Raw genomic sequence first — 26,683 nt, 5'->3', positions numbered from 1 at the left:
TTCCCTCGTTTCTGTGTAGATTCATACTCTTATTATAACATCACTCTGAATCTGTTAGGAACATAATGATTGTAAAATTAACCACTCGGTATATATAATGAATAGGCAATGATATTTAACTATATGTTAGGAGGAATTCGATGAAGAAGAGCCCAATAGAATTATGGGGAGAATTAGTTTCAAGTAAAAAGGGTCGTTGGTTATCGCTTTTATTTTGGGTTGTTCTCGTTGCTGTGTTTACATTCAGTTGGCCACAAATTAATAGTGTGGACAACGTAGCAACTGAAAACTTAAAAGACACAGAGATGTCTAAACAAGCGGCTAAAATTGTAGAAGAACAATTCCCGAACGACTCGGGAGTGCCACTTTTACTCGTATGGCATAGAGAAGAAGGATTGAAACAAGAGGACCTTCAAAAAGTTTTAGACTTATATAAAGACTTAGATGACAATCCAGTGAAGTCTCAATCGCTCGTACCTCCTCTATATAAAGCACCTGCACAAGCATTAATGAGCAGCGTGTCTGAAAATGGGAAAACACTCGTAACACCTGTATTTTTCGATAAAGATGCCAATACAGATGCTTACAAACAAGGATTAGAAGAAATTACGAAGCGTGTGAAAGGTGACGTTTCATTAGAAGGCAATTATGAAAAGAATGATGAATTAAACTTACGTTACACAGGTCCGGTTGCAATTTCAGTAGATGCGACAGGATTATTCGCTAGTGCAGACGTGAAATTAATGATTGCGACGGTATTACTCGTACTCGTATTATTAATTTTAATTTACCGTTCACCATTATTAGCAATTATTCCAATTATTGCGGTCGTTTTAGCATATGGCGTTATTAGCCCAGCACTTGGTTTTATGGCGGAACATGGCATCGTGGACAAAGATGCACAAGCCGTCTCGATTATGACCGTATTGCTCTTCGGGGCAGGGACAGATTATTGTTTATTCTTAATTTCTAAATATCGTGAAACATTATTACTGTTCGAAGATAAAGGCAAAGCGATGGCACAAGCTATTAAAGAATCAGGCGGTGCGATCTTAATGAGCGCATTAACAGTTGTAATCGGTTTAGCGACACTTGGTTTAGCAGATTACGGTACGTTTGAACGTTTTGCCATTCCATTTAGCTTCGGCGTGTTAATTATGGGGATTACTGCTTTAATCGTATTACCAGCTATTCTTGTACTAATCGGTCGAGCAGCGTTTTGGCCATTTATTCCACGTACAGAAAAAATGGAACAACAACGTGCAACAGCGAAAAATAAACCTTTTAAACAACATCGTCCGAAACATAAATTTAGTCATGCGGTCGGTAAATTTACGACGAAAAAACCAATTGTCGTAGCACTTGTGACAGTTATTTTACTCGGTTCATTAGCTGCTTTTGCACCGAAGATTAAATTTACATTCGATATTTTATCTTCTTTCCCGGAAGATATGACATCACGTGAAGGCTACTCATTAGTAGAGAAAAACTTCTCTGCAGGTGAATTAGCGCCCGTTCAAGTTGTCGTTGATACAGATGGCAAAGATGTAGATTTACAAAAAGATTTAGAAGCATTAAGTTTTGCAGCTTCTGTTACAGAGAAAAGAGTTGGGGAGAAAGATTCAAACATTCAATTGTATGAACTTGATTTGAAAGAAAATCCTTACTCTTCAGAATCACTAGATCAAATTCCAAAAATTAAAGCAGAAACAGTTTCTTTGTTAAAAGAAGCTGGGGTGAGCGATGCTAAATCCAACGTATGGATTGGTGGAGAAACAGCTTCACAATACGATGAAATGCAAGTGATTTCTGCAGATGAGAAAGTGATCATGCCCGTAATCATTGCATTGATTGCGATATTATTACTCGTTTACTTACGTTCGATTACAGCGACGATTTTCTTAATGGCAACCGTTCTATTATCGTACTTCTCTGCACTTGGACTCGGATGGTTAATTTTACATTACGGTATGGGTGTCGAAGCGATTCAAGGTTCGATTCCACTGTATACGTTCGTATTCTCCGTTGCACTCGGAGTCGATTACAACATCTTCATGGTTTCTGAAATTTGGCAACGTCGTAAAGAGAAACCGTTGAAACAAGCGGTCGCAGAAGGTGTGAAATATACAGGGAGTGTCATTACATCTGCTGGTTTAATTTTAGCAGGGACATTTGCTGTACTTGGTACATTACCAATTCAAGCACTCGTACAATTCGGTATTATTACAGCACTTGGTGTGCTTTTAGATACGTTTATTGTTCGTCCTCTACTCGTACCAGCATTAATGACATTATTCGGACGTTTCGCATTTTGGCCAGGTAAACTTTGGAAAAAGAAAGTTGACGAATAAGTTTTATCTTTTGTATTGAGTGTGGTATCGTGGAAACGAAAAGAGTCTTTAGGAGTGATTAAGGTGAATGAACAAGCTTTAACGATTAGAGAAGCAATTTTAGAACGTCGATCTGTCGGTGTATTTAACAAACAACCTGTAGATGCACAAGATCTACTAGATATTATTGACGATGCTGTATGGGCACCGAATCATAAAAATCGCCAACCTTGGCGCGTTATTTTAGGCGTTGGGGAAGGCTTACCGAAAGTGTTAGAAGTCATTCGTAACGTCACGATACCGAATCATGAACGCTTATCAGCAGAAGAAATCGAACATAAAATGACGAAATTTTTAACGCCGGGTGCATATGCATTCGTCGTTGTACCAGAAGATTTACGTCAGCATGAACGTACGGAAGATTTCGCGGCAGCGAGCTGCTTTATTCAAAATATGATGCTTCTTGCTTGGGACCGTGGTATCGGTTCTATTTGGAAAAATCCAACTTGGCTAGATAGTCCAGAATTTATTGAAGCAATCGGTGCTAAACCTGCTGAACGTGTTATTGCGATGGTTCAATTAGGTTATTTCGATAAAGTACCTGCAAAAAAACCTCGTAAATCAGCAGAAGAAATCGTCACGTTCTTCGGTGAATAAATAATAAATTTACGCTTTATAAAAAGGTTCGTAATCTACTCGATTACGAACCTTTTTTTGTCGTTTTTTTGCTTTCTATCGTATAAGGTCTTTAGCCCTAAAAAAATTTTTCTATACATAATTTTACATTTAATGTAAAAAAACAAGGCTTTTCAATAAATAATTTAAAAATAATTTAATAATTCTAAGGAATCAATTATTTTTCATTTTGTTTCGTTTATAAAGGTTAAAAACGTTGATTTAATGCAATTAATCATCATTTTTACTTAAAATAATTATAAAAAAGAGAAAATTAATAGTTATAAAATAATGTTTATTAATGAGCATAAGGTGATAAAAAATACTAGAAAGTTTTAGAATGACCATTACTTGAAGGAGGTTCTCAAATTATGAAGAACTCGAAAATTGTTAAAAATTCAACAGTAGCATTTACATCAGCATTACTTGTAACGACAGCAATTACACCATCATTGGCAGCAAATGCGGCGACAACATATAAAGTGAAATCAGGTAAATTAGTAAATGCTAAAACGAAAAAAGTAATTAAGGGATACAAAGTATACAAAGGCACTTTATACTACAACGGTAAGAAGAAAACGGCCTATACATTATACAAAGGTACACTGTATTACAAAGGGAAAAAAGCAACGGGGAATAAACTATACAAAGGCACATTGTATAGCAAAGGGAAAAAATCGACAGTTACAACAACTTATGCTGGTAAGTTATACGTAAAAGGTAAGCTTGCTACAGGATATAAAGTAAATAAAGGCACACTTTATTATAAAGGGAAAAAATATACAGGTTATAAAACATCAGGTAGCGTTCTTTACTATAAAGGAACGAGCTTTACCGGTGAATATAACGGAAAATACTATAGCAAAGGGAAAGCGTTTAAAGGTGTACGCACAATTAGTGGCGTAAAAGTTCGTTACAATGCTGGTAAAAAATTAACGGGTATTTACAGTAATCAATTGTATGTAAACGGTATTCCGAATACGAAAGCAAATTATGTATATGGTGGCATTCTTTATTCAAAAGCGAAGCAATCGGTAGGAACGGCTGTTTACAATTCGAAAGTGTATGTAGACGGTAAATTGCTAACAGGTACAGGGTTTGTCAATGGCGTATTAGGTTACTACGAAAAAGGTGTATTTATTCGAACGGTAGATAGTAACACAGGAGGCGGTAATAACAACGGTGGTACTGACAATGGAGGCGGTAACAACAACGGTGGTACTGACAATGGAGGAGGCAACAACAACGGCGGTACTGACAATGGAGGCGGTAACAACAACGGTGGTACTGACAATGGAGGCGGTAATAACGACGGCGGTTCTACAACGGAAGCAACGAAAACAATTACCGAATTAAACACAACGACTATTACGAATATCACAGTTGATAATGCGGACCAAGTTCGTGCGTTACTTACAGCTTACGATAAATTATCGGCAGCAGATCGAGCGAAAGTAACTGCGAATATCGAACAATTAAAAGCATTACTTGCGAAATTTGAAGCAGATATGAAACAATCTTTCGGTCAAATTAATAATGCACCAACGTATACGACGTTAGATACGACGACAATTACTAATGCGAAAGCTCTTTTAGCAGCCTATGAATTGTTATCAGATGCAGACAAAGCGAAAGTGACATATCCAATTACAGCATTACGTGATCTCGTGACATTGTATACGATTAATGGGTTCACAGCTACAACTGTATCTGGGAGTAATGTAAAAGAAGTAAAAGCGTTGTTAGAGCAATATGCGGCACTGTCACAGGCGAACAAAAATAAAGTGACGTTTGATATTGCGAAGCTTCAAGCAGCCTATGAATCATTCAAAAAAGCACTTAATACTGATTACACGACGTTAACAGCAGCTAATTATGAGTCAGCTAAAAAATTATTAGAATTGTATGGTACGCTAACGGATGCAGACCGAGTTGGTTTAATTTCACTAGCTAACTTACAAGCTGTTATTGATGGTTATGAATTCGAAAAAGATGCACCAAAATTTACGTCGATTACTGTGAACAATTTAGCGGATGTGCAAAAACTGATTGATGCATACGATGAGTTATCGTCAGCAGCTAAAAAATCAGTGAAATACGATATGGCAGGACTAAAAGCGATGCTTACAGGATATAACTTCACTGTTAAACATGCGACGCTAGACGTAACGAAAGTTAGCAATGCACAAACGCTGACAATCGAGTATGGCGCATTATCAGAGCTTGTACGTAATTATTTACAAACAGACGCAGACTTCAAATTAAAACTTCAAACAGCGACAGACACATTAGATGCAGATACACTGATGAAGAAAGCACAAGCGTTTGGTACGTTATCGTTAACAGATAAAATGGGTTATAAAGAATTAGCGACAAATTATGTAGCACAAAAACCGAAAGTCACAGCGGCGAAGCTAGTCATTGCAGATTATGAAAAATCAAATGCAGCAGTAAAAGCATTGGTGAAAGCACCGATGGATTCATTAAAATCATACGTAGCAACGTGGGATTTTGTTGAATATTACAATGCGTACTTCGGTAGCGTTTACTCAGTAAATGTTGGAAAATACAATTTAACGAAAGAAATTTCTAATGTAACGACACGCCAAGAGCTCGTGTACATGTTAAGTATTTATGCGAAGTCGTATGAACCATTGCGCGAAGAGTTTAATACGCAATTAAGTACAGCGATTTCAAATAATGCTGGGAAGGCATTTGATTTGAAAGACACACTTGTGATTCCATTAGTAATGCTTTCAGGTAGCTCATATGTCGTAACGAATCTTGATCAAGCAAATTATGAGAATATTCAAAAATACAACTACGAATCAACATTCGTTTATCAAGAATCAAAACAATTTATGAAATAAGAATGACAAAAAGGGCATCCGATTGGATGCCCTTTTTTATGTGCACTTTTAGATTTTTTTCAATGAAGCGATTTCATCGAAGTAATGAGATACGACGCGAAGCCCTTTATCAAAGTTTTCTAAATGGAAATGTTCATTCGGTGCATGGAAATTTTCTGTTGATAAAGCAAAGCCCATCATAATAACAGGTGCGCTTAAAATTTCATCGAATGTTGAAACGATTGGAATTGAACCACCAGAACGAATGAATGCTGTTTTTTGGTCATATTGCGTTTCGTAAGAATGACCAGCAGCTTGTACGTAAGGGTGATCGAATGGTGCGATGAAAGGTTTTCCTTTATCGAATTCTGTAATTTCGATATCGACACCTTCTGGTTGATGTTTCGCAACGTGTGCGCGAAGAAGTGCTACAATTTCGTGTGGATCTTGATTTGGAACGAGACGACACGTAATTTTAGCACCTGCTTGAGCTGGTAAAACGGTCTTAACACCTTCACCAGCGAAGCCACCGAATACGCCGTTAATTTCTAATGTTGGACGTGCCCAAGTTTGTTCAAGATAAGAGAAACCTTTTTCGCCGTACAATGCTTTAACGCCAGCTTCTTTTTTCATTTGCTCCGCATCGAAACCTAATTCGGCATAAGCAGCACGTTCGTCATCAGAAATTGGTAGTACTTTGTCGTAAAAACCTTCAACAGCGATATGTCCATTTTCATCATGGAATGAAGCTAAAATAGAAGAAAGGACGTGGATTGAGTTATGCACACCGCCACCGTACATACCAGAGTGTAAATCACCTGTTGCTGTACGTACATCGATTTGAATACCTGTTAGCCCACGTAATGAATAAACGACAGCAGGTTTACCTGGTGCGTATAAAGATGTGTCTGAGATTAATACGACATCTGCTGCTAAGTAATCTTTATGATCGGCGATGAATTGGTCTAAATGAACAGAACCGATTTCTTCTTCACCTTCAAAAATGACTTTCACGTTTACAGGAAGTTTTTCATCCGAAGCAAGCATCGCTTCTAACACTTTAACGTGCATGAATACTTGCCCTTTATCGTCTGAAGAACCACGAGCATATAAAATATTGTCACGTACTTCTGGCTCGAAAGGCATGCTATCCCAAAGTTCGATTGGGTCAACAGGTTGCACGTCATAATGTCCGTAAACGAGTACAGTTGGTGCGCCTTCTACGTGTAACCAATCAGCTGTTACGACAGGATGGCCTGCGGTATCATGGATTGTTGCATTTTCCATACCTGCAGTTGTTAAAAGGTTTGAAAGATGGTTTGCTGCTTTGTACATATCGTCTTTATGTTCTGAAAGAGAGCTAATGCTAGGAATTGCTAGAAATGCTTTCATTTCTTCAATATGACGCTCACGATTTTCTGTAAAATATTGATTTAAATTTTCTAAGTTACTCACTGAAAATCCCTCACTTTAATTTTATTTATTTGCACTACAAATTATAGCATAGCAAGAAAATGAAGTGTTAATGCGTCTATCGTTTAGAAATAGTGGTATAACAGAAGTAACACTATTTTTAGGAGGAACAGTATGGAATTTATACTACTAGCCGTGTTGCTCATGTTGTCGAGTTATTTTGCGGCAGCGGAAACCGCACTTACCGCTATTAATAAGATGAAAGTACGACTGAGAGCTTCTAATGGAGATCCTCGTTCGATTCAAATGTTGAAAATTATTGAGAAACCAGATCGTATGATTACGACGGTGCTTATTTTAAATAATGTCGTCAATATTTTACTACCGACAATTGTGACGGTCATTGCGTTAAGTCACGGATGGAAAGTATCTTTAGCGACGGCTATTTTAACGATTGTATTAATTTTGTTTGCGGAAGTATTACCAAAGACGATGGCGGTGACGTATGCAGAACCGATGTCCTATTCTAAATTTGTCCTAATGCCAATTTATTATTTAGTAAAAATTTGTACGCCGCTTGCAGTCATTGTACAAAGCTTTACGAATATTTTCATTCGTATTTTAACGAGAGGGAAAGTGACAGAGGCGAAAATGACGAAAGCCGAAGTGCGCGCAGTCGTGGACATTGCGGAGACGGCGGGAGCATTTGATGCAGTAGAAGGGAATCGTTTAAAAGAAGTGCTCGATTTTCCTGAGAAAGACGTATTGGACGTATTAGGTGCGCACCGTACAGAAATGGTCGCTTTGCCACTCAATGCAACATTCGATGAAGTGCGAGACGTAATCTTAAAAAATGGCTTCACAAGATATCCGGTTTATGATGAAGACATCGACCATATCGTCGGACTATTTTTATCGAAAAAACTCGTCGAATGGTCTTTAAATCAAAATCGTCCTATGACCGATTTCTTAGATCATAATCCGTTGTTTGTCGTAGCGAATGTACAAGTGGAAAAAGTGTTCAAACGTATGACGTCTAGTAAAAAACATTTAGCAATCGTATTAGATGAATATGGTGGTACGTTAGGGGTCATTACGACAGAAGATATTATTGAAGATATGATTGGACAGGAAATTGAAGATGAGACCGATAAAGATGTACCGCTTATATATGAAAGTACAGTGAATAAATTAATTTGTAGCGGTCGCATAGAAGTAGAGCAAGTGAATCATCTATTAAAAACAGAAATACCAGACGATCACGATATTATTAGCGGATTATTGTTAGAAAAAATTCAACGATTGCCGAAACAAGGAGATATCATCAACATGTATGGCATTCATTTTGTTATTAACGAAATGGAAGGTACGCACATTATGAAAGTGACGTTAACGAAAATTGGTGCAGAAAACGAATAAAAAAACAGGAATGATCGACAAATTCGCCGGTCATTCCTGTTTTTTTATTTATGTGTTAAAGTCTGCTACATACATTACACGAAAAAGTTCCGAACCTTACACGATTGTAAGGAAAATGAAAGTTAAAGCGATAGAGCGTAAGGTAATTATTCGAGATAATAAGAGTGTAAGAAAGATACAAAATAACTTAGACATCGTGCTGTTCGCCAAAACAGCTACATATAAAATACTTAACCTATTAGGAGGTTATGAACATGGAAAAATTACAAAACGACAATTTAAATAACGTATATGAAGAATACAATCGCTACATTTATCACTTATGCTTAAAACTAACACGTAACAAAACAGAAGCAGAAGATTTAATGCAAGAAGTTTGGGTAAAAGTTGTGCGCTACGAAGATTACGTTGCACAAGTCGATCACTTAAAAGCTTGGTTAACAACAATTTGTATGAATACATTCCGCGACCGCTATCGCAAAAATGTACGTCGTAGTAAATATATGATGAACCAACCTGATAACTTAGACGTACCTGTACTCGATTTAGTTCCCAATGATGCACCATCTACAGAAGAATTAATCGAAAAAGATGATGTTGCTAAAATCGTTCGTACGAAAATTAGCCAGTTAGATGGCATTTATCGCAACACATTACTTTATTTCTACGTACACCAATATTCATTAATTGAAATTGCGGATATTATGAAAGTATCAATCGGTACAGTTAAATCACGTCTTTTCCGTGGGAAAGCGCGTTTAAAAGAAATGATGTTATCTGACGAAGTATCTGCTTCAGCTATTATTCCTGCATAATTTTAAAAATATTTAACTTATTTTTTCTCCTCGTCCCCCCGAGGTTTATATAAAACGAAACTCATCAATTATAAAAAAGTGAACTGCGACGGTGCGGTTCGCTTTTTCGTTGTTATAAATAATTAAAAGAGGGAATAGAGTTATATAGAGTACGTAAATGAATGTAAAAAAAGACAGCAATCAAAAGATTACTGTCTTCGTTATTATAGTATTTCTCCACACAAGAAATAGACTGTTAAGCTTGTAAACATTTTCTGAAAATAATTTGAAGTGTTTTAAGTTCTTCTGCGGAAAGCATCCCGAACATTCGATGCACGATTGCTTCGATATGTTCATATGCATCCGCAAGTAAATGCCGCCCTTCGTCGGTAATCTCTAGCTGAGAGGCACGACGGTCAGACGGATTTTGAGTTTTTTTAATATAGTTACACTTCACTAACTTGCTCGTTAATACCGTAACGCCACCAGTTGTGACATGCAGCGTTTCTGCTAAGTCTGATGGGCGAAGAGGGCCTTTAGATTCTAACAAATCTAATAGCAAAATATGCGTTTTCGACAAGCCTAAATTATTATGGCTGTTCCATTCATTTGCCCATTTTCGCTCAATCGCAGTAGCTACTTCAAATATTGTCGTTATGCCATTTTTACGGCGATCTATCACGTGAATCAACTCCAAGCTTATGAACTTTTAGTAATCGTTAGCTAAACGTTGCATTTCGAATAATTCGTATGCACGCACTTTGCGAGGTACGAAACGACGAATATCCATTTCGTTGTAGCCGACTTGTAGACGTTTTGAATCAAGAAGAATAGGGCTACGTAACATTTTTGGATGTTCTTTTACGATATCATACAATTCTTGAATAGATAACGTATTAATATCACAGTTTAAATTTTTGTAGTCTTTTGAGTTTGTAGAGATGATTTCATCTGTACCATCTTCAGTCATGCTTAATACTTTTTTGAATTCTGATAAAGTAAGAGGGTTAGAAGTGATACGTTTTTCATTGTAGTCAATTCCATTTTCGCGTAACCATTGAAGTGCTTTTTTAGATGAAGTGCAGCTCGTTTGTGTATAGATTGTAACAGTCATGTGGATTCCTACTTTCATTCGGTTAATATATATATATCTTACCAATAAGATATATATAAGTCAAATTGATATTTTTGAATTTACGATGAATATTATGTTTGAAAAGAGAATTTTTCATCAAAATGAATATTATTCATGCTGTATTTACTTATAGGACGTATTTTTTTAGTACAGGTTCCAATACCTTTTTTGTCTGAAAACTCTCATAAATGCTGATGTGACGCGGTTTTCCGCAGTGGGACAACATTGATACCGCTTACATTCACAAAAACGTCAAATTTTAATAAAAAAATTTCCGAAAGAATAAAATTCTTTCGGAAAAGGTAAAAAACTAATGAATATCCTTTTTCTTAAAGTTACCACCTTTAATTTCAGTCATGTTACTAAAGGCTAAGAAAGCGGTTGGATCGACTTCATGTACGATTGTTTTTAATTTTGCTTCTTCTAAACGGCTGATGACACAAAAAATTACTTGTTTTTCATCATTCGTATAGCCACCACGACCGTTTAAATATGTGACACCACGACCGAGACGGAACATGATTTTTTCCCCAATAATGCTAGGTTTATCACTAATAATCCAAATAGATTTTGTTTGATTGAAACCTTCTGATACGAGGTCGATCGTTTTAAAGGCAATAAAGTACGCGATTAATGAATACATCGCACGGTCGAGACCGAAGATGAAACTTGCACTACCTAAAATAAATAAGTTCATGAATAAAATAATTTGTCCGACGGAAAAAGGTGTTTTTTTGTTGAACATGATGGCAAGTGTTTCACTACCATCCAGACAACCACCTGAACGAATCGCGATGCCGACACCGATGCCGAGCATAATGCCACCAAGTACGGTAGCGAGCAGCGTATCGTTCGTAAAAGCACCTGTGTGAGGAATTAATGAAGTGGCAATCGAAAGAACGATAATGCCGTAAGAAACAGAAATCGCAAAGCTTTTGCCGATCTGTTTATAGCCAAAATATAAAAATGGCAAGTTGAGTATAAATAAAAATAGACCTAAAGATAATCCTGTTAAATGAGACACCATCATCGCAATCCCTGTGACGCCACCATCAATGAGTTGGTTAGGAATCATGACTTTCTCAAGGGCAATTGCCATGATGAGTGCCCCAGCTGTTATTCCAAAAAATCGAATGAAAATCCGCTGGAAGGCAGAAGACTTATTCGTCGTACTACTGTCTGCGTAATCATTTGCGTTACTCAATATTGAACACCATCCTATAGTATATAGTTTGCGCTCATAAACCGTTTGATGCAAGCGATAGCCTTTAAAAACTATGTTTTATACAGTTAAATAGGTGGCTTTCTTTGGATATTCATGGATAGATTTTATATGAATATAATGAATATCATACGTTTTAGACACGTATTTTAGTCTTTATAAAGAATGGAGAGAGTATGATGCGTAAACCGAAACCAATCGTATAGAATCTGAAAAATAGTACATAAAATAAAAAAACGTACAGCATGATGATATGCTGTACGTCTTGTATAGAAAGAAATATTATTGGTGACCTTGTGAGAACCATTCAGCGACGTTCCATACTTTCGTTACTAACCCTTCATAAAATTCAGGTTCATGTGATACGAGTACGATTGTCCCTTTATATTCTTTCATCGCGCGTTTTAATTCTTCTTTTGCATCGATGTCTAAGTGGTTTGTCGGTTCATCGAATAACATCCAGTTTGATTCGTCCATCATCAGTTTACAAATACGAACTTTGGCTTGTTCGCCACCTGATAATTGGCTCATTGGACGGCTAATATGTTCACTTTTTAGACCTGTTTTAGCAAGTAATGAACGAACATTTCCTTGAGTAAGGCTTGGATACGCTTCCCAAATAACGTCAATTGGTGTTTCTTTACCTGCTTTTACTTCTTGTTCGAAGTAAGAAGGGAATAAGAAGTCTCCACGTTCTACTTTTCCGTCTAATGCAGGGATTTTACCGAGCATCGTTTTAAGTAAAGTCGATTTACCGACACCATTCATGCCGACAAGTGCGATTTTTTCACCACGTTCGATTTCAAATGTGAGTGGAGGAAGAAGTGGTTTGTCATAACCGATGACAAGATCTTTTGCTTCTACTACGTAACGGCTTGAACTACGAGATTCTTCGAAACGGAAAGTTGGTTTTGAAGCTGTTTCTGGACGTTCGATAATTTCCATACGATCCAATTGTTTTTGGCGTGATTTCGCACGACCCGTTGTAGAGAAACGGGCTTTGTTTTTTTGGATAAACGTTTCTTGTTGTTTAATGAATTCTTGTTGTTTTTCATAAGCATCGATATGTTGGCGCTTGTTAATTTCAGCAAGCTCGATGAATTTTTCGTATGACGCTGTGTAACGAGTTAATTTTGAAAATTCTAAGTGGAAAATAACGCCGACAACATCGTTCATGAATTCTACATCATGTGAGATTAGTAAGAATGCATGTGGATAGTCTTTTAAATACGTACGTAACCAATCGATATGCTCTTCATCTAAATAGTTGGTCGGTTCATCTAATAGTAAAACTTTTGGTTTTTCTAAAAGTAATTTTGCTAAAAGTAATTTCGTACGTTGACCACCTGAAAGGGCAGCGACGTCACGGTCTAAACCGATGGCTGTTAAACCAAGACCACGAGCTACTTCATCAACTTTCATGTCTAACGTATAAAAGTCACCAGCTTCTAATGCATCTTGTACTTCTGCCATGTCTTCTAGTAATTGTTCTAATTCTTCTGGTGTTGCATCACCCATTTTTGCAGCGATGTCGTTTAGTTCTTGTTCTTTTTCAAACAGGGTAGCGAACGCTTCGTTTAATGTTTCACGAATCGTTTTCCCTGGTGTTAATACTGTATGTTGATCTAAGTAGCCATAATGTGTCTTAGGCAACCATTCTACGCGACCTGTATCGTGTACAGTTTTTCCAGTAATGATACTCATTAAAGTAGATTTACCGACACCGTTTGCGCCGACAAGACCTACGTGTTCACCTTCAACGATACGGAATGTGACGTCTTTGAATAAAGTGCGGTCACCGAATGAGTGACCTAAATTTTCGACAGTTAAAATAGCCATATTGCTTATAAAACCTCCTGATGTGTATGTGCAAAATAAAAGAGGCTATCTTTAGACTTCTCCGCTTTTACAGCGTCGTTTGCATGAAAGATAGTCCCTTTTTATTCGTTATTGATTCATTTTATTGTAATGCTGCTAATTGTTTGTTTAGTTCAGCCAGTTCATTTTCCATGTCTGTTAAACGTTGTTCAGCTTTTTCTAATTGCTCATGATGACCTGTAGATTCGATTTTTTCGATGTCACCTTGTTGACGAATATAATCGCTTTTTAGTTCTAAAATTTGGTATTCGATTTCAGATTTAGTAGCCATGTGAAACGCTCCTTTTACGTAAAATATCAATGTTGTCATTGTACCATAGGAAGGCACAAAAAAGCTGTTCAAATATTTCGGGAACATGAATCGCTTGTTTTGCTTATTTCATTACATTGTTTATTATTCATCGTCTTTTATTTGAAATGAAGAAAAATTACATAAAACCTACGTTTATTTGTAAACCGAATTTTAAGTAGTATCAAATGAAAAAAATATTCTTCATAGAAAGACAACGTTGTCTCAAATTAATATTGGCGAAAAGAATAGGCATTTAGTACACTAATGAGTAAATCAATAGAACGGAGAGGAAAGAATGCAATCACTTGAACAAATTAATGAAACGAAAGATTATATTTTAACAAAAATTGATGTACAACCAGCAGTAGGGTTGATTTTAGGTTCGGGTTTAGGAACGCTTGCAGATGAAATTGAAGAAGCCGTTGTTATTCCGTACACGGACATTCCAAATTTCGCAAAATCTGGTGCAATCGGTCACGCAAATGAATTAGTAATCGGTAAATTAGAAGGGAAAGTTGTCGTTGCGATGAAAGGACGTTTCCATTACTACGAAGGATTTACGATGGATGAAGTGACATTCCCAGTACGCGTTATGAAGGCGTTAGGAATCCAACAACTAATCGTTACAAATGCTTGTGGCGCTGTGAACAAAGATTTCAAACCAGGTGATTTAATGTTGATTGAAGATCATATTAATTTAACAGGTCAAAATCCACTAATCGGACCGAATAACGATGCACTAGGTACACGTTTCCCAGATATGTCGAACTTATACAATGACGAATTACGTCAATTAGCTTCAGAAGTAGCTGAGAAACAAGGATTCGGTTTACAATCAGGCGTTTATGCATGGTGGAGCGGTCCAACGTATGAAACACCAGCAGAAATTCGTATGATTCGTACATTAGGTGCAGATGCAGTCGGTATGTCTACCGTTCCAGAAGCAATCGTTGCACGCCACTCAAGTATGCGTGTACTCGGTATTTCTTGCTTAACGAATATGGCGGCAGGTATTTTAAATCAACCTCTAAATCACCAAGAAGTGATTGATGTTGCTGCACAAGTGAACAAGAAATTTACGGGTTTAATTAAAGGTGTCGTATCCGCAATGTAAGTTCATTCAAAAGGCTGAACTTTCGTAAATGGGCTTTTTGAAAATGATGAAGCTTGTTACAATGTGAATAAATCATCAATTTTTGGAGGGCAATTTCATGAAAATTTTACTTGTAGATGGCACTGTATTAGGTCGAAAAACAGGTGCGATTTTAAAGCAAGTCCAAACATATATTGAACAGTACGATCCAAATTTACAATTAGAACTTTTAACATTTGCAGACTACAAGCACGAAATTGTAGATGGTCGTCCTTTTGACCAGTACAACGAAGGTTTACAACAAATGATTCATAAATTAGAACAGGCAGACGGTTACATTTTTGCGACGCCAATTTTCCAAGGGTCAATCCCAGGCGTATTAAAAAATGCATTCGACTTTTTAAATCCGAAAGCATTACGCTATAAACCTGTTTCAATCGTAGCGAATGGTGGAACGTATCAACATCATTTAGTCGTCGAAAATCAACTGAAACCGATTTTAGATTACTTCCGTTGTCTCGTAACACCGAATTACGTTTATACTCATTCAAGTCATTTTGATGAAGACAACAATATTACAGATGAAAATGTTCAAGAGCGTTTGAAAGAACTTGCGCGCGTTTTCGTGAAATATTGTGAAATGAGTAAGACGTTACCGAAAGAAACAATCGATCAACATTAAGAGGAAGCCCGCTCTGTTTACTAGCGAACAGAGCGGGCTTTCGCTATACTCTAGGCAAGAGGTGACGAAATGATAGTAAAAGAGAAGCAAGAAGTAGAATTAATTATTTTCACTGAAGATGAAGAAGATATGGGTGAATCGCTCGAAGATATGAAAGTATTTGCGAAGACGTATGAACTCGATCAAGTGGAAATTGTAGAACAACGTAAGGAAACTTTAGATGAAGAGCGTGTGAAATACATCGTAACGCTTGAAATTACGAGAGATTCTGAAAATCTCGGTCGTAAATACGACAATGATGAACAAAAAGCATTCGGATTCTAAAAAATACACTTTTCTGATAATTCGTGGTAGACTAACGATATAACGAATGAAACGGAGGTGAAAAGAATGGGAAAATCAGCTTATATGACATGTGAAAAAATGGACGCCGCGCTTTATTTGACGCGTGTCATTACGTTTAAATTTGATGTAAACGGGATACGTATGCCCTTTTTTAACAAACAATATCAAATGAAACGTAGCTGATGAACTGCATTCTTTTCACAAAAATGAAAGGGCTGCTCGTTGATGAGCAGTCCTTTTTTGTATGCAAAAGCTGCGTTGTATGGAGGAAAATACAATGACAGTAAAAATAGAAAATATAACGAAAACCGTTGGAGGAACGCCTCTTTTTGAACAATTTAATTTAACGATTCCAACAGGGAAACACGTCGCAATTGTCGGGAGAAATGGTTCAGGGAAGACGTCGCTTCTTCGCCTGATTGCACGTGTAGAAGAAGTAGACCAAGGACGCGTGATTACGCCAAAAGATTGTAAGGTTGGCTACTTGCATCAAATACCACCGTACGAGCATGAAACGGTAGAAGACGTACTACTTCATGCCTTTCAAGCGTTACAAACGATGCAGCAGTCAATGCGTTACTACGAGGAACAAATGGTGCACGATTCGAGTGAAGCTTTACTTGAAAAATACGGTTTATTGCAAGAGCAGTTTTTACAACAAGGGGGCTATGAGATGTCCTCGAAGTTGTTGACGGTTGCGAATGGATTAGGTGTCACACCTTTTTTACACAAAGCATTTCATACACTGAGTGGCGGTGAAAAAACGAAAGTTATGTTGGCACAAGTATTATTAACAGAGCCTACATTATTACTTTTAGACGAGCCAACGAATCATCTCGATTTGCGTGCGATTGAATGGTTAGAAACGTATGTGAAACAATTAAAACAAACAGTTATAATCGTGAGTCACGATCGCCGTTTTATGAATGAAACAGCAGAATTAGTAGTAGAAATTGAAGAAGGTATTCCGTTTGTTAGTCACGGTAATTACGATGATTACGTAGTGGCGAAACAAGCTCAAATTGCGTCACAGTTTGCTCATTATACAGAACAACAGAAGAAAATTAAAAAGATGAAAGAAGCAATTCGTCGATTACGTCAGTGGGCGAATGAAGCGTCGCCGCCGAACCCAGACTTATTCCGTAAAGCGAAAATGATGGAAAAGGCATTGGCGCGCATTGATATCGTGAAGAAACCTATTGCGGCGAAGAAGATGAACTTTGCTTTGCAAGTAGATGAGAGAAGCGGGAAAGAAGTTTTTGTACTTGATGATGTCGCGGTTCACCTCGATGAACGAACTTTATTTGAGCGTGCGAATGTATCTGTATATTGGCAAGATCATTTGGCGATAATCGGTAATAACGGGACGGGTAAATCAACGATTTTAAAAATGATAGCAGGGAAAATTTCTCCAACAACAGGTGTCATTAAACGGGGAAGTAACGTGAAAATCGGTTATTTAGCACAGCAATTAGATACGTTTCATTTAGAAGCGCGTGTTATAGACATTTTTCGTGAAGAAGTGGCTGTAACAGAAGGAGAAGCACGTCATTTACTCGCACAATTTTTATTTTACGGATACGACGTATTTAAAAAAGTGAAAAATTTAAGTGGCGGAGAAAAAATGCGTTTGCGTCTTGCACAGTTAATGCAACAAAAGCTGAATGTATTGTTGTTAGACGAGCCAACGAATCATTTGGACATCGAATCGAGAGAAGTGCTTGAAGAAACGCTTGAGCAGTTTGAAGGAACGATTATTGCGGTGAGCCACGATCGTTACTTTTTACAAAAGCTCTTTTCACGCATTGCATGGGTTGACCATCAAATCGTTACGGTACATGAAGGATCGTATGAATGGGCACAAGTACAGCAACAAAATGGAGCTGTTGAGAGAGAAATTGCACAGTTGGAACGACAGCTCGGTGTGCAACGAAATGTTGCGATAGAAGCGAAACTTGAAAAATTGTATGAACAATTATAATAAAAAAAGCGTCCAAAATAAAAATTTTGGACGCTTTTTTAATCGGTTATTCAGATTTAAATCCTTTTAATAAATCAGCGAATGGATTGTTTAAAGGTTCTTCTTTTGCTTGTTGTTTTAAATATTTTTGAACGCTACGTTTATCAACTTTACTGTTACCTTGTTTTTCACGACGTGCTTTAAAGACAGATAATTTTTCGCGGTGACCACATTTACAGACGAAAATTTGACCGTCTCCATCACCACGTAATTCTAATTTCTTATGGCAGTTCGGGCATCGTGCATTCGTAACGCGTGAAACGTTTTTTTTATGACCACATTCACGGTCTTGGCAAACGAGCATTTTACCACGTTTACCGTTCACTTCAAGCATGGGCTTTCCGCAGTCTGGGCAAGATTTTGTTGAAATGTTATCGTGTTTGTATTTTTTATCGCTCGCTTTAATTTCGGCGACGATTTTTTTCGTATGTTCTTTCATTTCATTAATGAATACTTCTTTTTTCAGTTTGCCTTTTGCGATTAATTCTAGTTTTTGTTCCCATTCTGCTGTCGTTGCAGGAGAGCGTAACTCTTCTGGAACTAAGTCTAACAACTGGCGACCTTTAGACGTAATGTAGATATCTTGTCCACCACGTTTTTCGAGTGTGAATGAGTTGAATAGTTTATCGATGATATCCGCACGCGTTGCTACTGTGCCGAGACCACCTGTTGATTTCAACGTTGTCGCAAGTTGTTGGTCATTCGTTTCTAAATATTTCGTTGGATTTTCCATCGCCGATAATAATGTTGCTTCATTGAAACGAGCTGGTGGCTTCGTTTGACCTGACGTTTGTGCGATAAATTGTACAGCGAGTGTTGAGCCTTTTTCGATTGTCGGGAAGACTTGTTCTTTTAAGTCATCTTTCGAATCTTCATCGAAATGGTTTTCATACACTTCCTTCCAACCTTGAGAAAGAATTGTTTTACCTTTTGCGACGAATTGTTCGTCACCGATTTTGGCATGCAATGTTAATTGCTCATATTCATGTGCAGGGAATAATACAGCTAAGAAACGTTTCACGACTAAATCATAAATTTTACGTTCTTTCGCATTCAGACTCGCAAAGTTAACGTATTCTTCTGTCGGAATGATTGCGTGGTGGTCGGACACTTTCGTATCGTCTACGAACGCTTTAGACGTTTTAATCGGTTTCGCTAACACTTTATTCGCAAGTGTACGATATTCGCCAATACCGCACGCTTTAAGGCGTTCAGGAATCGTTGAGATAATATCGCTTGAAATGTAACGTGAATCTGTACGAGGATACGTTAACACTTTATGTTGCTCGTACAATTTTTGCATAATATTTAACGTTTCTTTCGCAGAAAAGCCGAAAATTTTATTCGCATCACGTTGTAATTCAGTTAAGTCATACAAGCCAGGCGCAAATGATTTTTTCGCTTTGCGTTCAACGTTGATAATTTTCGCCTGTTCGTTACTAATTTGGTTGACGATACGGTCGATTGCTTCTTTATTAAAGCTACGACGATTGCCTTTTGCGTCTTGCCACGTTAATTTTAAATTATTTTTCGTTTTTGCTTCGATCCCGTAGTATGTTTTCGCTTTAAACTGTTTGATTTCATCTTCACGAGCTGCGACCATTGCGACGACAGGTGTTTGAACACGACCACAGTTTAGTTGCGCATTGAAGCGTGTCGTTAAAGCACGCGTCGCATTTAAGCCGATATACCAGTCAGCTTCACTACGTGCAACAGCAGCATAGTATAAATTCATATATTGGTTGCCGGGCTTCAAGTTTTCAAAGCCTTCTTTAATCGCTTTATCTGTAACAGAAGAAATCCATAAGCGTTGGATTGGTTTCTTGAATTTTATCTTTTCTAAAATCCATCGAGCGACCAATTCACCTTCTCGACCACTATCTGTACCGATAATACAGCTTGAAACATCTGCTCTCTCAAGGACATGTTTCACCGCGTTGAATTGTTTACCTGTTTGTTTAATGACCGTTAATTTAAGCTTTTCAGGCATCATAGGTAACGATTCTAAATCCCATGTTTTGTACTTCTTATCATAGCTTTCTGGATCCGCTAATGTGACTAAATGACCTAAAGCCCACGTTACGATATAACGATCTCCTTCCAGATAACCGTTTCCTTTTTTATTGCACTTTAATACTCTTGCAATATCTCTTGCAACAGAAGGTTTTTCGGCAAGTACTGCAATTTTAGACATAAAAAACACCCTTTCTTATGATGTAAATATAACATAGAAAGGGGATAAGAATGAGGAACAGTGTACGCATTTATCAAATCGGCATACCATCGATTTATAGGAGATAGAAATATAGGCCTAAAGTAGTTTAATGGAGAGTGTGTAAGGAAACCATTCTATTAAATATGTAAGAAGAACTAAGGAACGACGTTTTGGTGTATACGCTAAAAGTTCCGTTTCATTCACATAAGCTAAAAAGTAAGAAAATCGATACGAAATAACGATAAAAGATGCTATTATGAAGGTAATTAGAAAAAAATGGCTACGGAAAGAGGTGACAAGTATGAGATTAGCGGCTCTATTAAATAATCGATATTCAGAGATTGAAAACCGTAAAAGAATGTTGAAACAAAAAACGGCGGATGAGGCATATAAAAAAATGCGGAGTTTTTCCAACCGATGTCGAATCCAGCACTCGATGAACTAGTCGATTTATTAACAGGGAAAAAAGAGAAGGACGAACAACCGGCACTGCAACAAGCTATTCAAGGTATCAAATCGCAGCAAGTTGCGAGTACACAAGACGTGGAAGATGTCGTCGCTTCATTATCGAATGATGAAGCGGTCGATATTTTTAAACGTGTACAAAGCTCGGCACTTTCAAATGATAAGCCGACTGCACAAGATTTGAAAATTGCAGCATCTGCCGCCGACTTTATCGCTAAAAATACTGAAGTACAAGCACCTACTAACTTAGAAAAGACATCTACGCAATTGCTTGGACAAGAGGATGAACAGGTGGTAGAACAACCGATTTCATTCGAAAAATTAATGCGTAATCGTCTATTTGAAAAAGCAACATCAAACTATCAATTTCAAATTCAAATGGCAAAAACAGGTCTTCATCCGTATGAATCTGTTTATTATCAATCAGCTTAAGGAAGTGTAACTGTTGGCGAAATCAAAAATTCAAAAAACGAATGCTGTTCGCTTACTCGATCAACAAAAAATTGCCTACTCTTTACGAGAGTATGACATTAATGAAGAACATTTAGACGGCGTGACGGCTGCACAAGAAATCGGTGAGCCGGTACAAAAAGTGTTTAAAACGCTCGTCGCAAAATCAATGAAAAATCAATTGTACGTATTTGTGATCCCGGTAGCAAAAGAGCTCGATTTGAAAAAGGCAGCGAAAGTGGCACAAGAGAAAAAAATCGAGATGCTTCACGTAAAAGACCTTTTAGCAAATACAGGTTATATACGTGGGGGTTGCTCACCAATCGGTATGAAAAAACAATATCCGACGTATATTGATGCCGATGTTTCTGCACAAACGGAAGTGTATGTAAGTGCAGGGAAACGAGGATTACAACTTTGTATGACGCCAGACAATTTAAAGAAAGCCGCTAGAGCTGAAATTGTCGATATTACCGTTGAAATTTAAGTCATGCTTTGTTACACTTAGTCAGTCGTAGTCGAATAGACTACTAATCGAGAACGTAAAAAACCGCGCCTCGGCGTGGTTTTTATTACGTTTAGAACTGAAAAAATGTTAGGAGAACGAGCATGCGTAAAGAGTTTTTAATTCGCTGGTTATTTTTCTTCATTGGTATTATGTTTATCGGATTAGGTATTGCGTTTACGATTCGTGGACAACGTTTTGGCGTTGGTTCATGGGACGTTCTTCATATGGGGTTGTTTTATCATTTCGGTTTATCAGTAGGAGCATGGTCTGTGATTATTGGTCTTCTCATCGTTTTGTTAACAGCTATATTGTTAAAGAGAGCGCCTCAAATCGGTACGTTTATGAATATGATTTTCACAGGGGTCTTTTTAGATCTATTTAATAGTATTTTGCCTCAAGTAGAAGGGATACTTTCTGAATTAGGATGCTTTATTTTAGGAATTATTTTTATTGGCATCGGTTGCGGTATTTACATTGCTGCAAATTTAGGCGCAGGCCCGCGAGATAGCTTAATGCTATTATTCGTTGAAAAACTTCGATGGAGCATTACAGTTGCACGTACAGCGATGGAAGTTTTTGCTGCGGGTGTCGGCTATTTAATGGGAGGACCTGTTGGAATCGGTACGATTGTGATGGTATTTGCACTCGGTCCAATTATTGAAATCATTTTACCAATAAGTAAAAAAGTATTGAACCGTATTTTGAACGGACAAGCGGTCACATATAAATAATGAATAACCGATGTATAAGCTTTTATCCACAACATAAGCTTATACATTTTTTAAGTTATCCACATGTGGATAACTTTTTTTGCGAATAGAATAGTAAGACACTTCATACAAAGGACACAGGTTGTCGTAAAAAAATACGATTTTTGACATATTTTTCTGAAAATTCAGAAATGATACGATAGAGTAGTTAAAAAATTCGAAAGGTGGGTTTTATGTGAAGAAACGAAAAAAATGGCAATATCTTTTAGTCGCAAGTACATTACTGGCAACGCTTACGACTTCCAACTTCGTAAGTACGGCAAAAACGAATGATTCTGCTTTAGCAAACTTTGATACGGAGCGTTATGGAGATACGATTTCAATTGATCCATATTTGGATAAATTATCGAAAGATGCTGATTTCAATGCGACGTTGAAAGCTAAATTAAAAGCACAATCTAAAGAAGCAGCTACAGCTGTAACAGAAGACGAAGCGCACTTCACATATGATGGAGGGACGAAGAAATTTTTGACGAACGATTTATCTTTAAAAGACTTTACGCTTCGGAGTGTTGGGGATAATGTGGAAATTTGGGTCGCGCACGACTTAGCATACGGTCCTGACAACCCTCGACCAGCAGATGTTGTGACGCAAAAACAAGTGGATCAGTTAAAAAATGAATTTGAATCAAATATTTATCCGAAAGTGACAGACTTTTTCGGTACACCAGATGCATTAGACGGCTCGAATGCAAAACTGCCTTCTTTAGTAGGATTACCTGCTAATTATTACGAAGGCTCGGATAAAGTTATTTTACTCGTGGACAACGTACAAGATGAAGGTTGGAACAATCCAGATTATCCATTTTTCGTAGCCGGTTTTTATTGGCAAACGATTGAAAATTATATTAATCGAAACATCGTAACAATCGATACGAACAGTTGGGATACACGTTTAGAAAGCACATTTTACGGTACGACAATTCATGAATTACAACATTTAATTCAGGCAGATCATGATGCAGCAGAAGAATCTTGGTTGAATGAAGGCTTCTCGACATTCTCTGAATTTTTAGGAGGTTACGGTGGACCAGATAGCTCGATTAATTTCTTTTTAGACCATCCTGAAAATTCGCTCGTGAACTGGGATGAACATGCGGCCGCAACGACAGGTCCTGAAACGATTGCTGACTATGGTCAAGTGTATTTATTCGTTCAATATTTATACGATAAGTTCGGACATGACTTTATTAAAGAAATTGCGTTAGATGGAGAGAAACAAGGGATTGAAAGTGTGGATGCGGCGCTGAGGGAACGTGGAACGAACTTTACGAAAGTGTATCAAGATTTCCAAACAGCCGTTGCCCTCGATGATTCGTCAGTGAGTTCGAAATATAATATTGATAGTGTCGATTTACGAAGCATTCCTATAGATAGTAAAGGAACGAAACGTGGAAAAACAATCGATTATGAATCAGCAAAAACGTATGAAAAAGAAGGCGTACCAGCATGGGGTGGAGATTTTAAATCACTCGACTTCACGAAAGAAGTAACGGGTATTCGCTTTAATGGCACGGACTTTTTACCACTTGAGTGGTCAACGGTGAAAGATCCTGTAACAGGAGATGGACAAGTACTATGGGGTGGAACGGGAGATCAAGCCGATCATGAAATGATTTTTGAAGCAGATTTAACAACTGCTGAAAATCCAACATTAACATTCCAAAATCTATATGATATTGAAGAAGCTTGGGATTACGGTGTCGTACAAGTATCGACAAATAATGGACAAACGTGGGAAAGTTTATCCAACATTAATACACGTTCAGACGTAGATGCACAAGGATATCCGAAAATTAAAGACAACGTACCAGGTTTCACGGGAACAGTAGACAATTGGCAAAACGAAGCGTTTGATTTGTCTGCTTATAAAGGACAAAAAGTGCTCGTATCGTTCCGTTATTTAACCGATTGGGGCTCTGAGCAAGAAGGTTGGTTCGTCAAAAATATTCAAATTGAAGAGGCCGGTGTAGCGATAAAAGGGGATACGACGAATGGTTTAACGACACAGTCTGCATTAAATAAAGATTACGTGAAATATTTATCGACATTCATTCAAACGAAGAAAAATGGTCGAACGAAAGTTGCACAAATTAACCCATATGATGTGACAGAAACGAAAGCATTGCAAGTGCAAAAAATGTTGAAAGAGGGCAATGTGAAAATGATTACGACATATGCGGCGAAACCTGGCAATGTGAAACCTGTTCAATTTACGTATGAAGTACTCTTGAAAGAGTCACATAAAAAACCGAATAAAAAGAAACATAAAGGACCGAAATGGGCAAGATAAAGTATCTATAACAACGAGCATGACCGTATGTAATTACGTACGGTTATGCTTTTTTGTTTTTCTGAGAAAGACATTTGTACCTTATAAAACAACAAATAAACATATTTTAAAAACACTGTTTTTTGAAGGAGAACATTTTCAGAAAAGTATGTTAAAATGAAATTCAAATGAGTCAGGAAGGGTGAAATGATGTGTCAAACATTTTAAATACATTCGTAGACGATAATTTAAAAGCATTAAAAAGCCAAGGTTTATACAATGAGATTGATCCCGTAGAAGGTGCCAATGGTCCGATTATTCAAATTAGAGGGAAGTCATTAATCAATTTATCTTCTAATAACTATTTAGGTTTAGCGACAGATGAAAACTTAAAAGAAATAGCGAAAAAAGCAATTGATACATACGGTGTCGGTGCAGGAGCTGTACGTACGATTAACGGTACGTTGGACGTCCACGTGAAATTAGAAGAAAAATTAGCGGAGTTCAAAGGAACAGAAGCAGCGATTAGCTATCAATCTGGATTCAATTGTAATATGGCAGCGATTTCGGCAGTAATGGATAAACATGATGCGATTTTATCGGATCAATTAAATCACGCGTCGATTATTGACGGTTGCCGTTTATCAAAAGCGAAAATTATTCCATTCAATCATTCTGACATGACAGACCTTCGTCAAAAAGCGAAGGAAGCGACATCTTCTGGTCAATACAACAAAGTCATGGTCATTACAGACGGTGTATTTTCAATGGATGGTGATATTGCGAACCTCCCTGAAATTGTAGAAATCGCAAAAGAATTTGATTTAATTACGTACGTAGACGATGCACACGGTTCAGGTGTGACAGGTAAAGGGAAAGGGACTGTGAAACATTTCGGTTTGCAAAACGATATTGATTTCCAAATCGGGACATTGTCGAAAGCAATCGGTGTTGTTGGCGGTTACGTGGCTGGGAAACAAAATGTCATCGATTGGCTGAAAGTACGCTCACGTCCATTTTTATTTTCGACGGCACTTCCACCAGCAGACGTCGTAGCGATTACAGCAGCTGTTCAAAAAATTATCGATTCAACAGAATTACACGACCGTCTATGGGAAAATGGCGATTATTTAAAAGCAGGACTTCAAAAACTAGGCTTTAACATTGGCCATTCGGAGACGCCAATTACACCGTGTATTATCGGTGATGAAACGTTAACACAACAATTTTCAAAACGATTAATTGAAGAAGGCGTTTATGCAAAAGCAATCGTCTTCCCGACCGTTCCAGCAGGAACAGGACGTGTACGAAACATGCCTACAGCTGCGCATACGAAACAAATGTTAGACGATGCGCTCGTTATTTATGAAAAAGTAGGGAAAGAACTCGGCGTCATTTCATAATCGATTTTTTCGTTTTGTGAACATGCGACTTTATAGAAAAAAACCTCTTTTTCCGATTCGTAATCGGAGAAAGAGGTTTTTATTTTTAGCAGTATTTCGAACGCAACATCACGAACTTACTTTCGCGCATTTGTTTTTATTTCTTTTTGTTTAATGTCTTTATACGCTTTCGGCGCAAGTTTGTACATCACTTTTCCGAGTACGACAGCGAGCACGAGTACGATGACAATTTGCAAAATGAATTCGAAAAATCCGTTCATAGGAAGTTTCAAACGCATCATAACGACGATGGCGATATAAACGCCAAGCATCGTACCGAATCCGTATATGAATATGACTTTTTTCTGATCTTTTTTAGACAATTGGTTCAAAATATAACGTTGTGTGGCGATTGATAATATACCGACGAATAAACTAATGATTAACGCAATTACTGTAAACAAAAGGTCACCT

General features: G+C 37.4%; 23 protein-coding genes. 15 read left to right on the top strand and 8 right to left on the bottom strand.

Annotated features, from left to right (window positions below; genetic code table 11):
* Positions 1–140 precede the first annotated feature (140 nt).
* The 3 genes from KSHG_RS05040 to KSHG_RS18515 all read left to right on the top strand — a co-directional run bounded on the left by KSHG_RS05040 (position 141) and on the right by KSHG_RS18515 (position 5,875).
* Positions 141–2,351 (top strand): MMPL family transporter, encoded by a 2,211-nt coding sequence (locus KSHG_RS05040; RefSeq protein WP_010302743.1) that lies wholly within the window; start codon positions 141–143, stop codon positions 2,349–2,351.
* Between the two features lie 63 nt (positions 2,352–2,414).
* Positions 2,415–2,987 carry a nitroreductase family protein gene (locus tag KSHG_RS05035; protein ID WP_010302739.1) on the top strand — a complete coding sequence of 191 codons (573 nt, stop codon included), beginning with the start codon at positions 2,415–2,417 and terminating at the stop codon, positions 2,985–2,987.
* 389 nt (positions 2,988–3,376) lie between these two features.
* Positions 3,377–5,875 carry a hypothetical protein gene (locus KSHG_RS18515; RefSeq protein ID WP_010302736.1) on the top strand — a complete coding sequence of 833 codons (2,499 nt, stop codon included), beginning with the start codon at positions 3,377–3,379 and terminating at the stop codon, positions 5,873–5,875.
* A gap of 48 nt (positions 5,876–5,923) precedes the next feature.
* Here the strand turns inward: KSHG_RS18515 and KSHG_RS05025 are convergent, their stop codons facing one another.
* Positions 5,924–7,309 carry a dipeptidase gene (locus tag KSHG_RS05025; RefSeq protein ID WP_010302733.1) on the bottom strand — a complete coding sequence of 462 codons (1,386 nt, stop codon included), beginning with the start codon at positions 7,307–7,309 and terminating at the stop codon, positions 5,924–5,926.
* 132 nt (positions 7,310–7,441) lie between these two features.
* On the opposite strand from KSHG_RS05025, the gene KSHG_RS05020 reads away from it, so the two are divergent.
* Both KSHG_RS05020 and KSHG_RS05010 read left to right on the top strand, forming a co-directional pair.
* Positions 7,442–8,686: a hemolysin family protein gene (locus tag KSHG_RS05020; protein ID WP_010302730.1), complete on the top strand. Its 1,245-nt coding sequence runs from the start codon at positions 7,442–7,444 to the stop codon at positions 8,684–8,686.
* 254 nt (positions 8,687–8,940) lie between these two features.
* A complete protein-coding gene (locus KSHG_RS05010; RefSeq protein ID WP_010302723.1) occupies positions 8,941–9,501 on the top strand; it encodes an RNA polymerase sigma factor in 561 nt (186 codons plus the stop codon).
* 235 nt (positions 9,502–9,736) lie between these two features.
* Here the strand turns inward: KSHG_RS05010 and KSHG_RS05005 are convergent, their stop codons facing one another.
* From KSHG_RS05005 to KSHG_RS04980, 5 genes are all read right to left on the bottom strand, one after another.
* Positions 9,737–10,159: a MarR family winged helix-turn-helix transcriptional regulator gene (locus tag KSHG_RS05005; protein ID WP_026022510.1), complete on the bottom strand. Its 423-nt coding sequence runs from the start codon at positions 10,157–10,159 to the stop codon at positions 9,737–9,739.
* Positions 10,160–10,189: 30 nt separating this feature from the next.
* Positions 10,190–10,594, bottom strand: a complete 405-nt coding sequence (gene spx, locus KSHG_RS05000) for a transcriptional regulator Spx (RefSeq protein ID WP_010302716.1) — start codon at positions 10,592–10,594, stop codon at positions 10,190–10,192.
* A 331-nt stretch (positions 10,595–10,925) separates the two neighbouring features.
* Positions 10,926–11,819, bottom strand: a complete 894-nt coding sequence (locus tag KSHG_RS04995) for a YitT family protein (protein WP_052309320.1) — start codon at positions 11,817–11,819, stop codon at positions 10,926–10,928.
* A 300-nt stretch (positions 11,820–12,119) separates the two neighbouring features.
* Entirely contained in the window at positions 12,120–13,676 is a 1,557-nt protein-coding gene (locus KSHG_RS04985) for an ABC-F family ATP-binding cassette domain-containing protein (RefSeq protein WP_010302709.1), read from the bottom strand.
* 121 nt (positions 13,677–13,797) lie between these two features.
* On the bottom strand, positions 13,798–13,986 hold the full coding sequence (locus tag KSHG_RS04980) for an SE1832 family protein (RefSeq protein ID WP_010302706.1): 189 nt from the start codon (positions 13,984–13,986) through the stop codon (positions 13,798–13,800).
* 316 nt (positions 13,987–14,302) lie between these two features.
* On the opposite strand from KSHG_RS04980, the gene KSHG_RS04975 reads away from it, so the two are divergent.
* From KSHG_RS04975 to abc-f, 5 genes are all read left to right on the top strand, one after another.
* Positions 14,303–15,121, top strand: coding sequence for a purine-nucleoside phosphorylase (locus tag KSHG_RS04975; RefSeq protein WP_010302703.1), 819 nt, complete (start codon positions 14,303–14,305; stop codon positions 15,119–15,121).
* A gap of 97 nt (positions 15,122–15,218) precedes the next feature.
* On the top strand, positions 15,219–15,782 hold the full coding sequence (locus tag KSHG_RS04970; RefSeq protein ID WP_010302700.1) for an NADPH-dependent FMN reductase: 564 nt from the start codon (positions 15,219–15,221) through the stop codon (positions 15,780–15,782).
* A 69-nt stretch (positions 15,783–15,851) separates the two neighbouring features.
* On the top strand, positions 15,852–16,106 hold the full coding sequence (locus tag KSHG_RS04965) for a hypothetical protein (RefSeq protein ID WP_010302697.1): 255 nt from the start codon (positions 15,852–15,854) through the stop codon (positions 16,104–16,106).
* A gap of 66 nt (positions 16,107–16,172) precedes the next feature.
* Entirely contained in the window at positions 16,173–16,310 is a 138-nt protein-coding gene (locus KSHG_RS18535; protein ID WP_162829251.1) for an RAxF-45 family protein, read from the top strand.
* A 94-nt stretch (positions 16,311–16,404) separates the two neighbouring features.
* Complete coding sequence (abc-f, locus tag KSHG_RS04955) at positions 16,405–18,108, top strand: ribosomal protection-like ABC-F family protein (RefSeq protein WP_010302695.1); 1,704 nt, start codon at positions 16,405–16,407, stop codon at positions 18,106–18,108.
* Between the two features lie 46 nt (positions 18,109–18,154).
* Here the strand turns inward: abc-f and KSHG_RS04950 are convergent, their stop codons facing one another.
* Positions 18,155–20,341, bottom strand: a complete 2,187-nt coding sequence (locus KSHG_RS04950) for a DNA topoisomerase III (protein ID WP_010302694.1) — start codon at positions 20,339–20,341, stop codon at positions 18,155–18,157.
* 438 nt (positions 20,342–20,779) lie between these two features.
* Between KSHG_RS04950 and KSHG_RS04945 the strand changes: the two genes are divergently transcribed.
* From KSHG_RS04945 to KSHG_RS04925, 5 genes are all read left to right on the top strand, one after another.
* The gene (locus KSHG_RS04945) at positions 20,780–21,259 is read left to right on the top strand and encodes a hypothetical protein (protein WP_010302692.1); all 480 of its coding nucleotides are present in this window, start codon (positions 20,780–20,782) and stop codon (positions 21,257–21,259) included.
* Between the two features lie 13 nt (positions 21,260–21,272).
* Positions 21,273–21,764 (top strand): Cys-tRNA(Pro) deacylase, encoded by a 492-nt coding sequence (gene ybaK, locus KSHG_RS04940; protein WP_010302690.1) that lies wholly within the window; start codon positions 21,273–21,275, stop codon positions 21,762–21,764.
* Between the two features lie 122 nt (positions 21,765–21,886).
* Positions 21,887–22,516 carry a YczE/YyaS/YitT family protein gene (locus tag KSHG_RS04935; RefSeq protein ID WP_010302688.1) on the top strand — a complete coding sequence of 210 codons (630 nt, stop codon included), beginning with the start codon at positions 21,887–21,889 and terminating at the stop codon, positions 22,514–22,516.
* Between the two features lie 214 nt (positions 22,517–22,730).
* Positions 22,731–24,848: a M6 family metallopeptidase gene (locus KSHG_RS04930; RefSeq protein ID WP_010302687.1), complete on the top strand. Its 2,118-nt coding sequence runs from the start codon at positions 22,731–22,733 to the stop codon at positions 24,846–24,848.
* 191 nt (positions 24,849–25,039) lie between these two features.
* A complete protein-coding gene (locus tag KSHG_RS04925; RefSeq protein WP_010302684.1) occupies positions 25,040–26,230 on the top strand; it encodes a glycine C-acetyltransferase in 1,191 nt (396 codons plus the stop codon).
* Positions 26,231–26,346: 116 nt separating this feature from the next.
* On the opposite strand, the gene KSHG_RS04920 is transcribed toward KSHG_RS04925, so the two are convergent.
* Complete coding sequence (locus tag KSHG_RS04920; RefSeq protein ID WP_010302682.1) at positions 26,347–26,673, bottom strand: hypothetical protein; 327 nt, start codon at positions 26,671–26,673, stop codon at positions 26,347–26,349.
* Positions 26,674–26,683: the final 10 nt, after the last annotated feature.

It is taken from the genome of Kurthia senegalensis (assembly GCF_000285595.1).
Lineage (GTDB): Bacteria > Bacillota > Bacilli > Bacillales_A > Planococcaceae > Kurthia > Kurthia senegalensis.
Note: the sequence above shows the minus strand (reverse complement) of the source record. Positions and strands in the feature narration are given on the sequence as shown.

Bases quoted from the DNA above. Each gene is read 5' to 3' on its own strand.
- KSHG_RS04985 (WP_010302709.1), bottom strand. From the start codon at position 13,676: ATGGCTATTTTAACTGTCGAAAATTTAGGTCACTCATTCGGTGACCGC.
- KSHG_RS04935 (WP_010302688.1), top strand. From the start codon at position 21,887: ATGCGTAAAGAGTTTTTAATTCGCTGGTTATTTTTCTTCATTGGTATT.
- KSHG_RS05040 (WP_010302743.1), top strand. From the start codon at position 141: ATGAAGAAGAGCCCAATAGAATTATGGGGAGAATTAGTTTCAAGTAAA.
- KSHG_RS04945 (WP_010302692.1), top strand. From the start codon at position 20,780: ATGTCGAATCCAGCACTCGATGAACTAGTCGATTTATTAACAGGGAAA.
- KSHG_RS04980 (WP_010302706.1), bottom strand. From the start codon at position 13,986: ATGGCTACTAAATCTGAAATCGAATACCAAATTTTAGAACTAAAAAGC.
- abc-f (WP_010302695.1), top strand. From the start codon at position 16,405: ATGACAGTAAAAATAGAAAATATAACGAAAACCGTTGGAGGAACGCCT.
- KSHG_RS05020 (WP_010302730.1), top strand. From the start codon at position 7,442: ATGGAATTTATACTACTAGCCGTGTTGCTCATGTTGTCGAGTTATTTT.
- KSHG_RS04965 (WP_010302697.1), top strand. From the start codon at position 15,852: ATGATAGTAAAAGAGAAGCAAGAAGTAGAATTAATTATTTTCACTGAA.
- KSHG_RS04950 (WP_010302694.1), bottom strand. From the start codon at position 20,341: ATGTCTAAAATTGCAGTACTTGCCGAAAAACCTTCTGTTGCAAGAGAT.
- KSHG_RS05010 (WP_010302723.1), top strand. From the start codon at position 8,941: ATGGAAAAATTACAAAACGACAATTTAAATAACGTATATGAAGAATAC.
- KSHG_RS18515 (WP_010302736.1), top strand. From the start codon at position 3,377: ATGAAGAACTCGAAAATTGTTAAAAATTCAACAGTAGCATTTACATCA.
- spx (WP_010302716.1), bottom strand. From the start codon at position 10,594: ATGACTGTTACAATCTATACACAAACGAGCTGCACTTCATCTAAAAAA.
- KSHG_RS18535 (WP_162829251.1), top strand. From the start codon at position 16,173: ATGGGAAAATCAGCTTATATGACATGTGAAAAAATGGACGCCGCGCTT.
- KSHG_RS04975 (WP_010302703.1), top strand. From the start codon at position 14,303: ATGCAATCACTTGAACAAATTAATGAAACGAAAGATTATATTTTAACA.
- KSHG_RS04970 (WP_010302700.1), top strand. From the start codon at position 15,219: ATGAAAATTTTACTTGTAGATGGCACTGTATTAGGTCGAAAAACAGGT.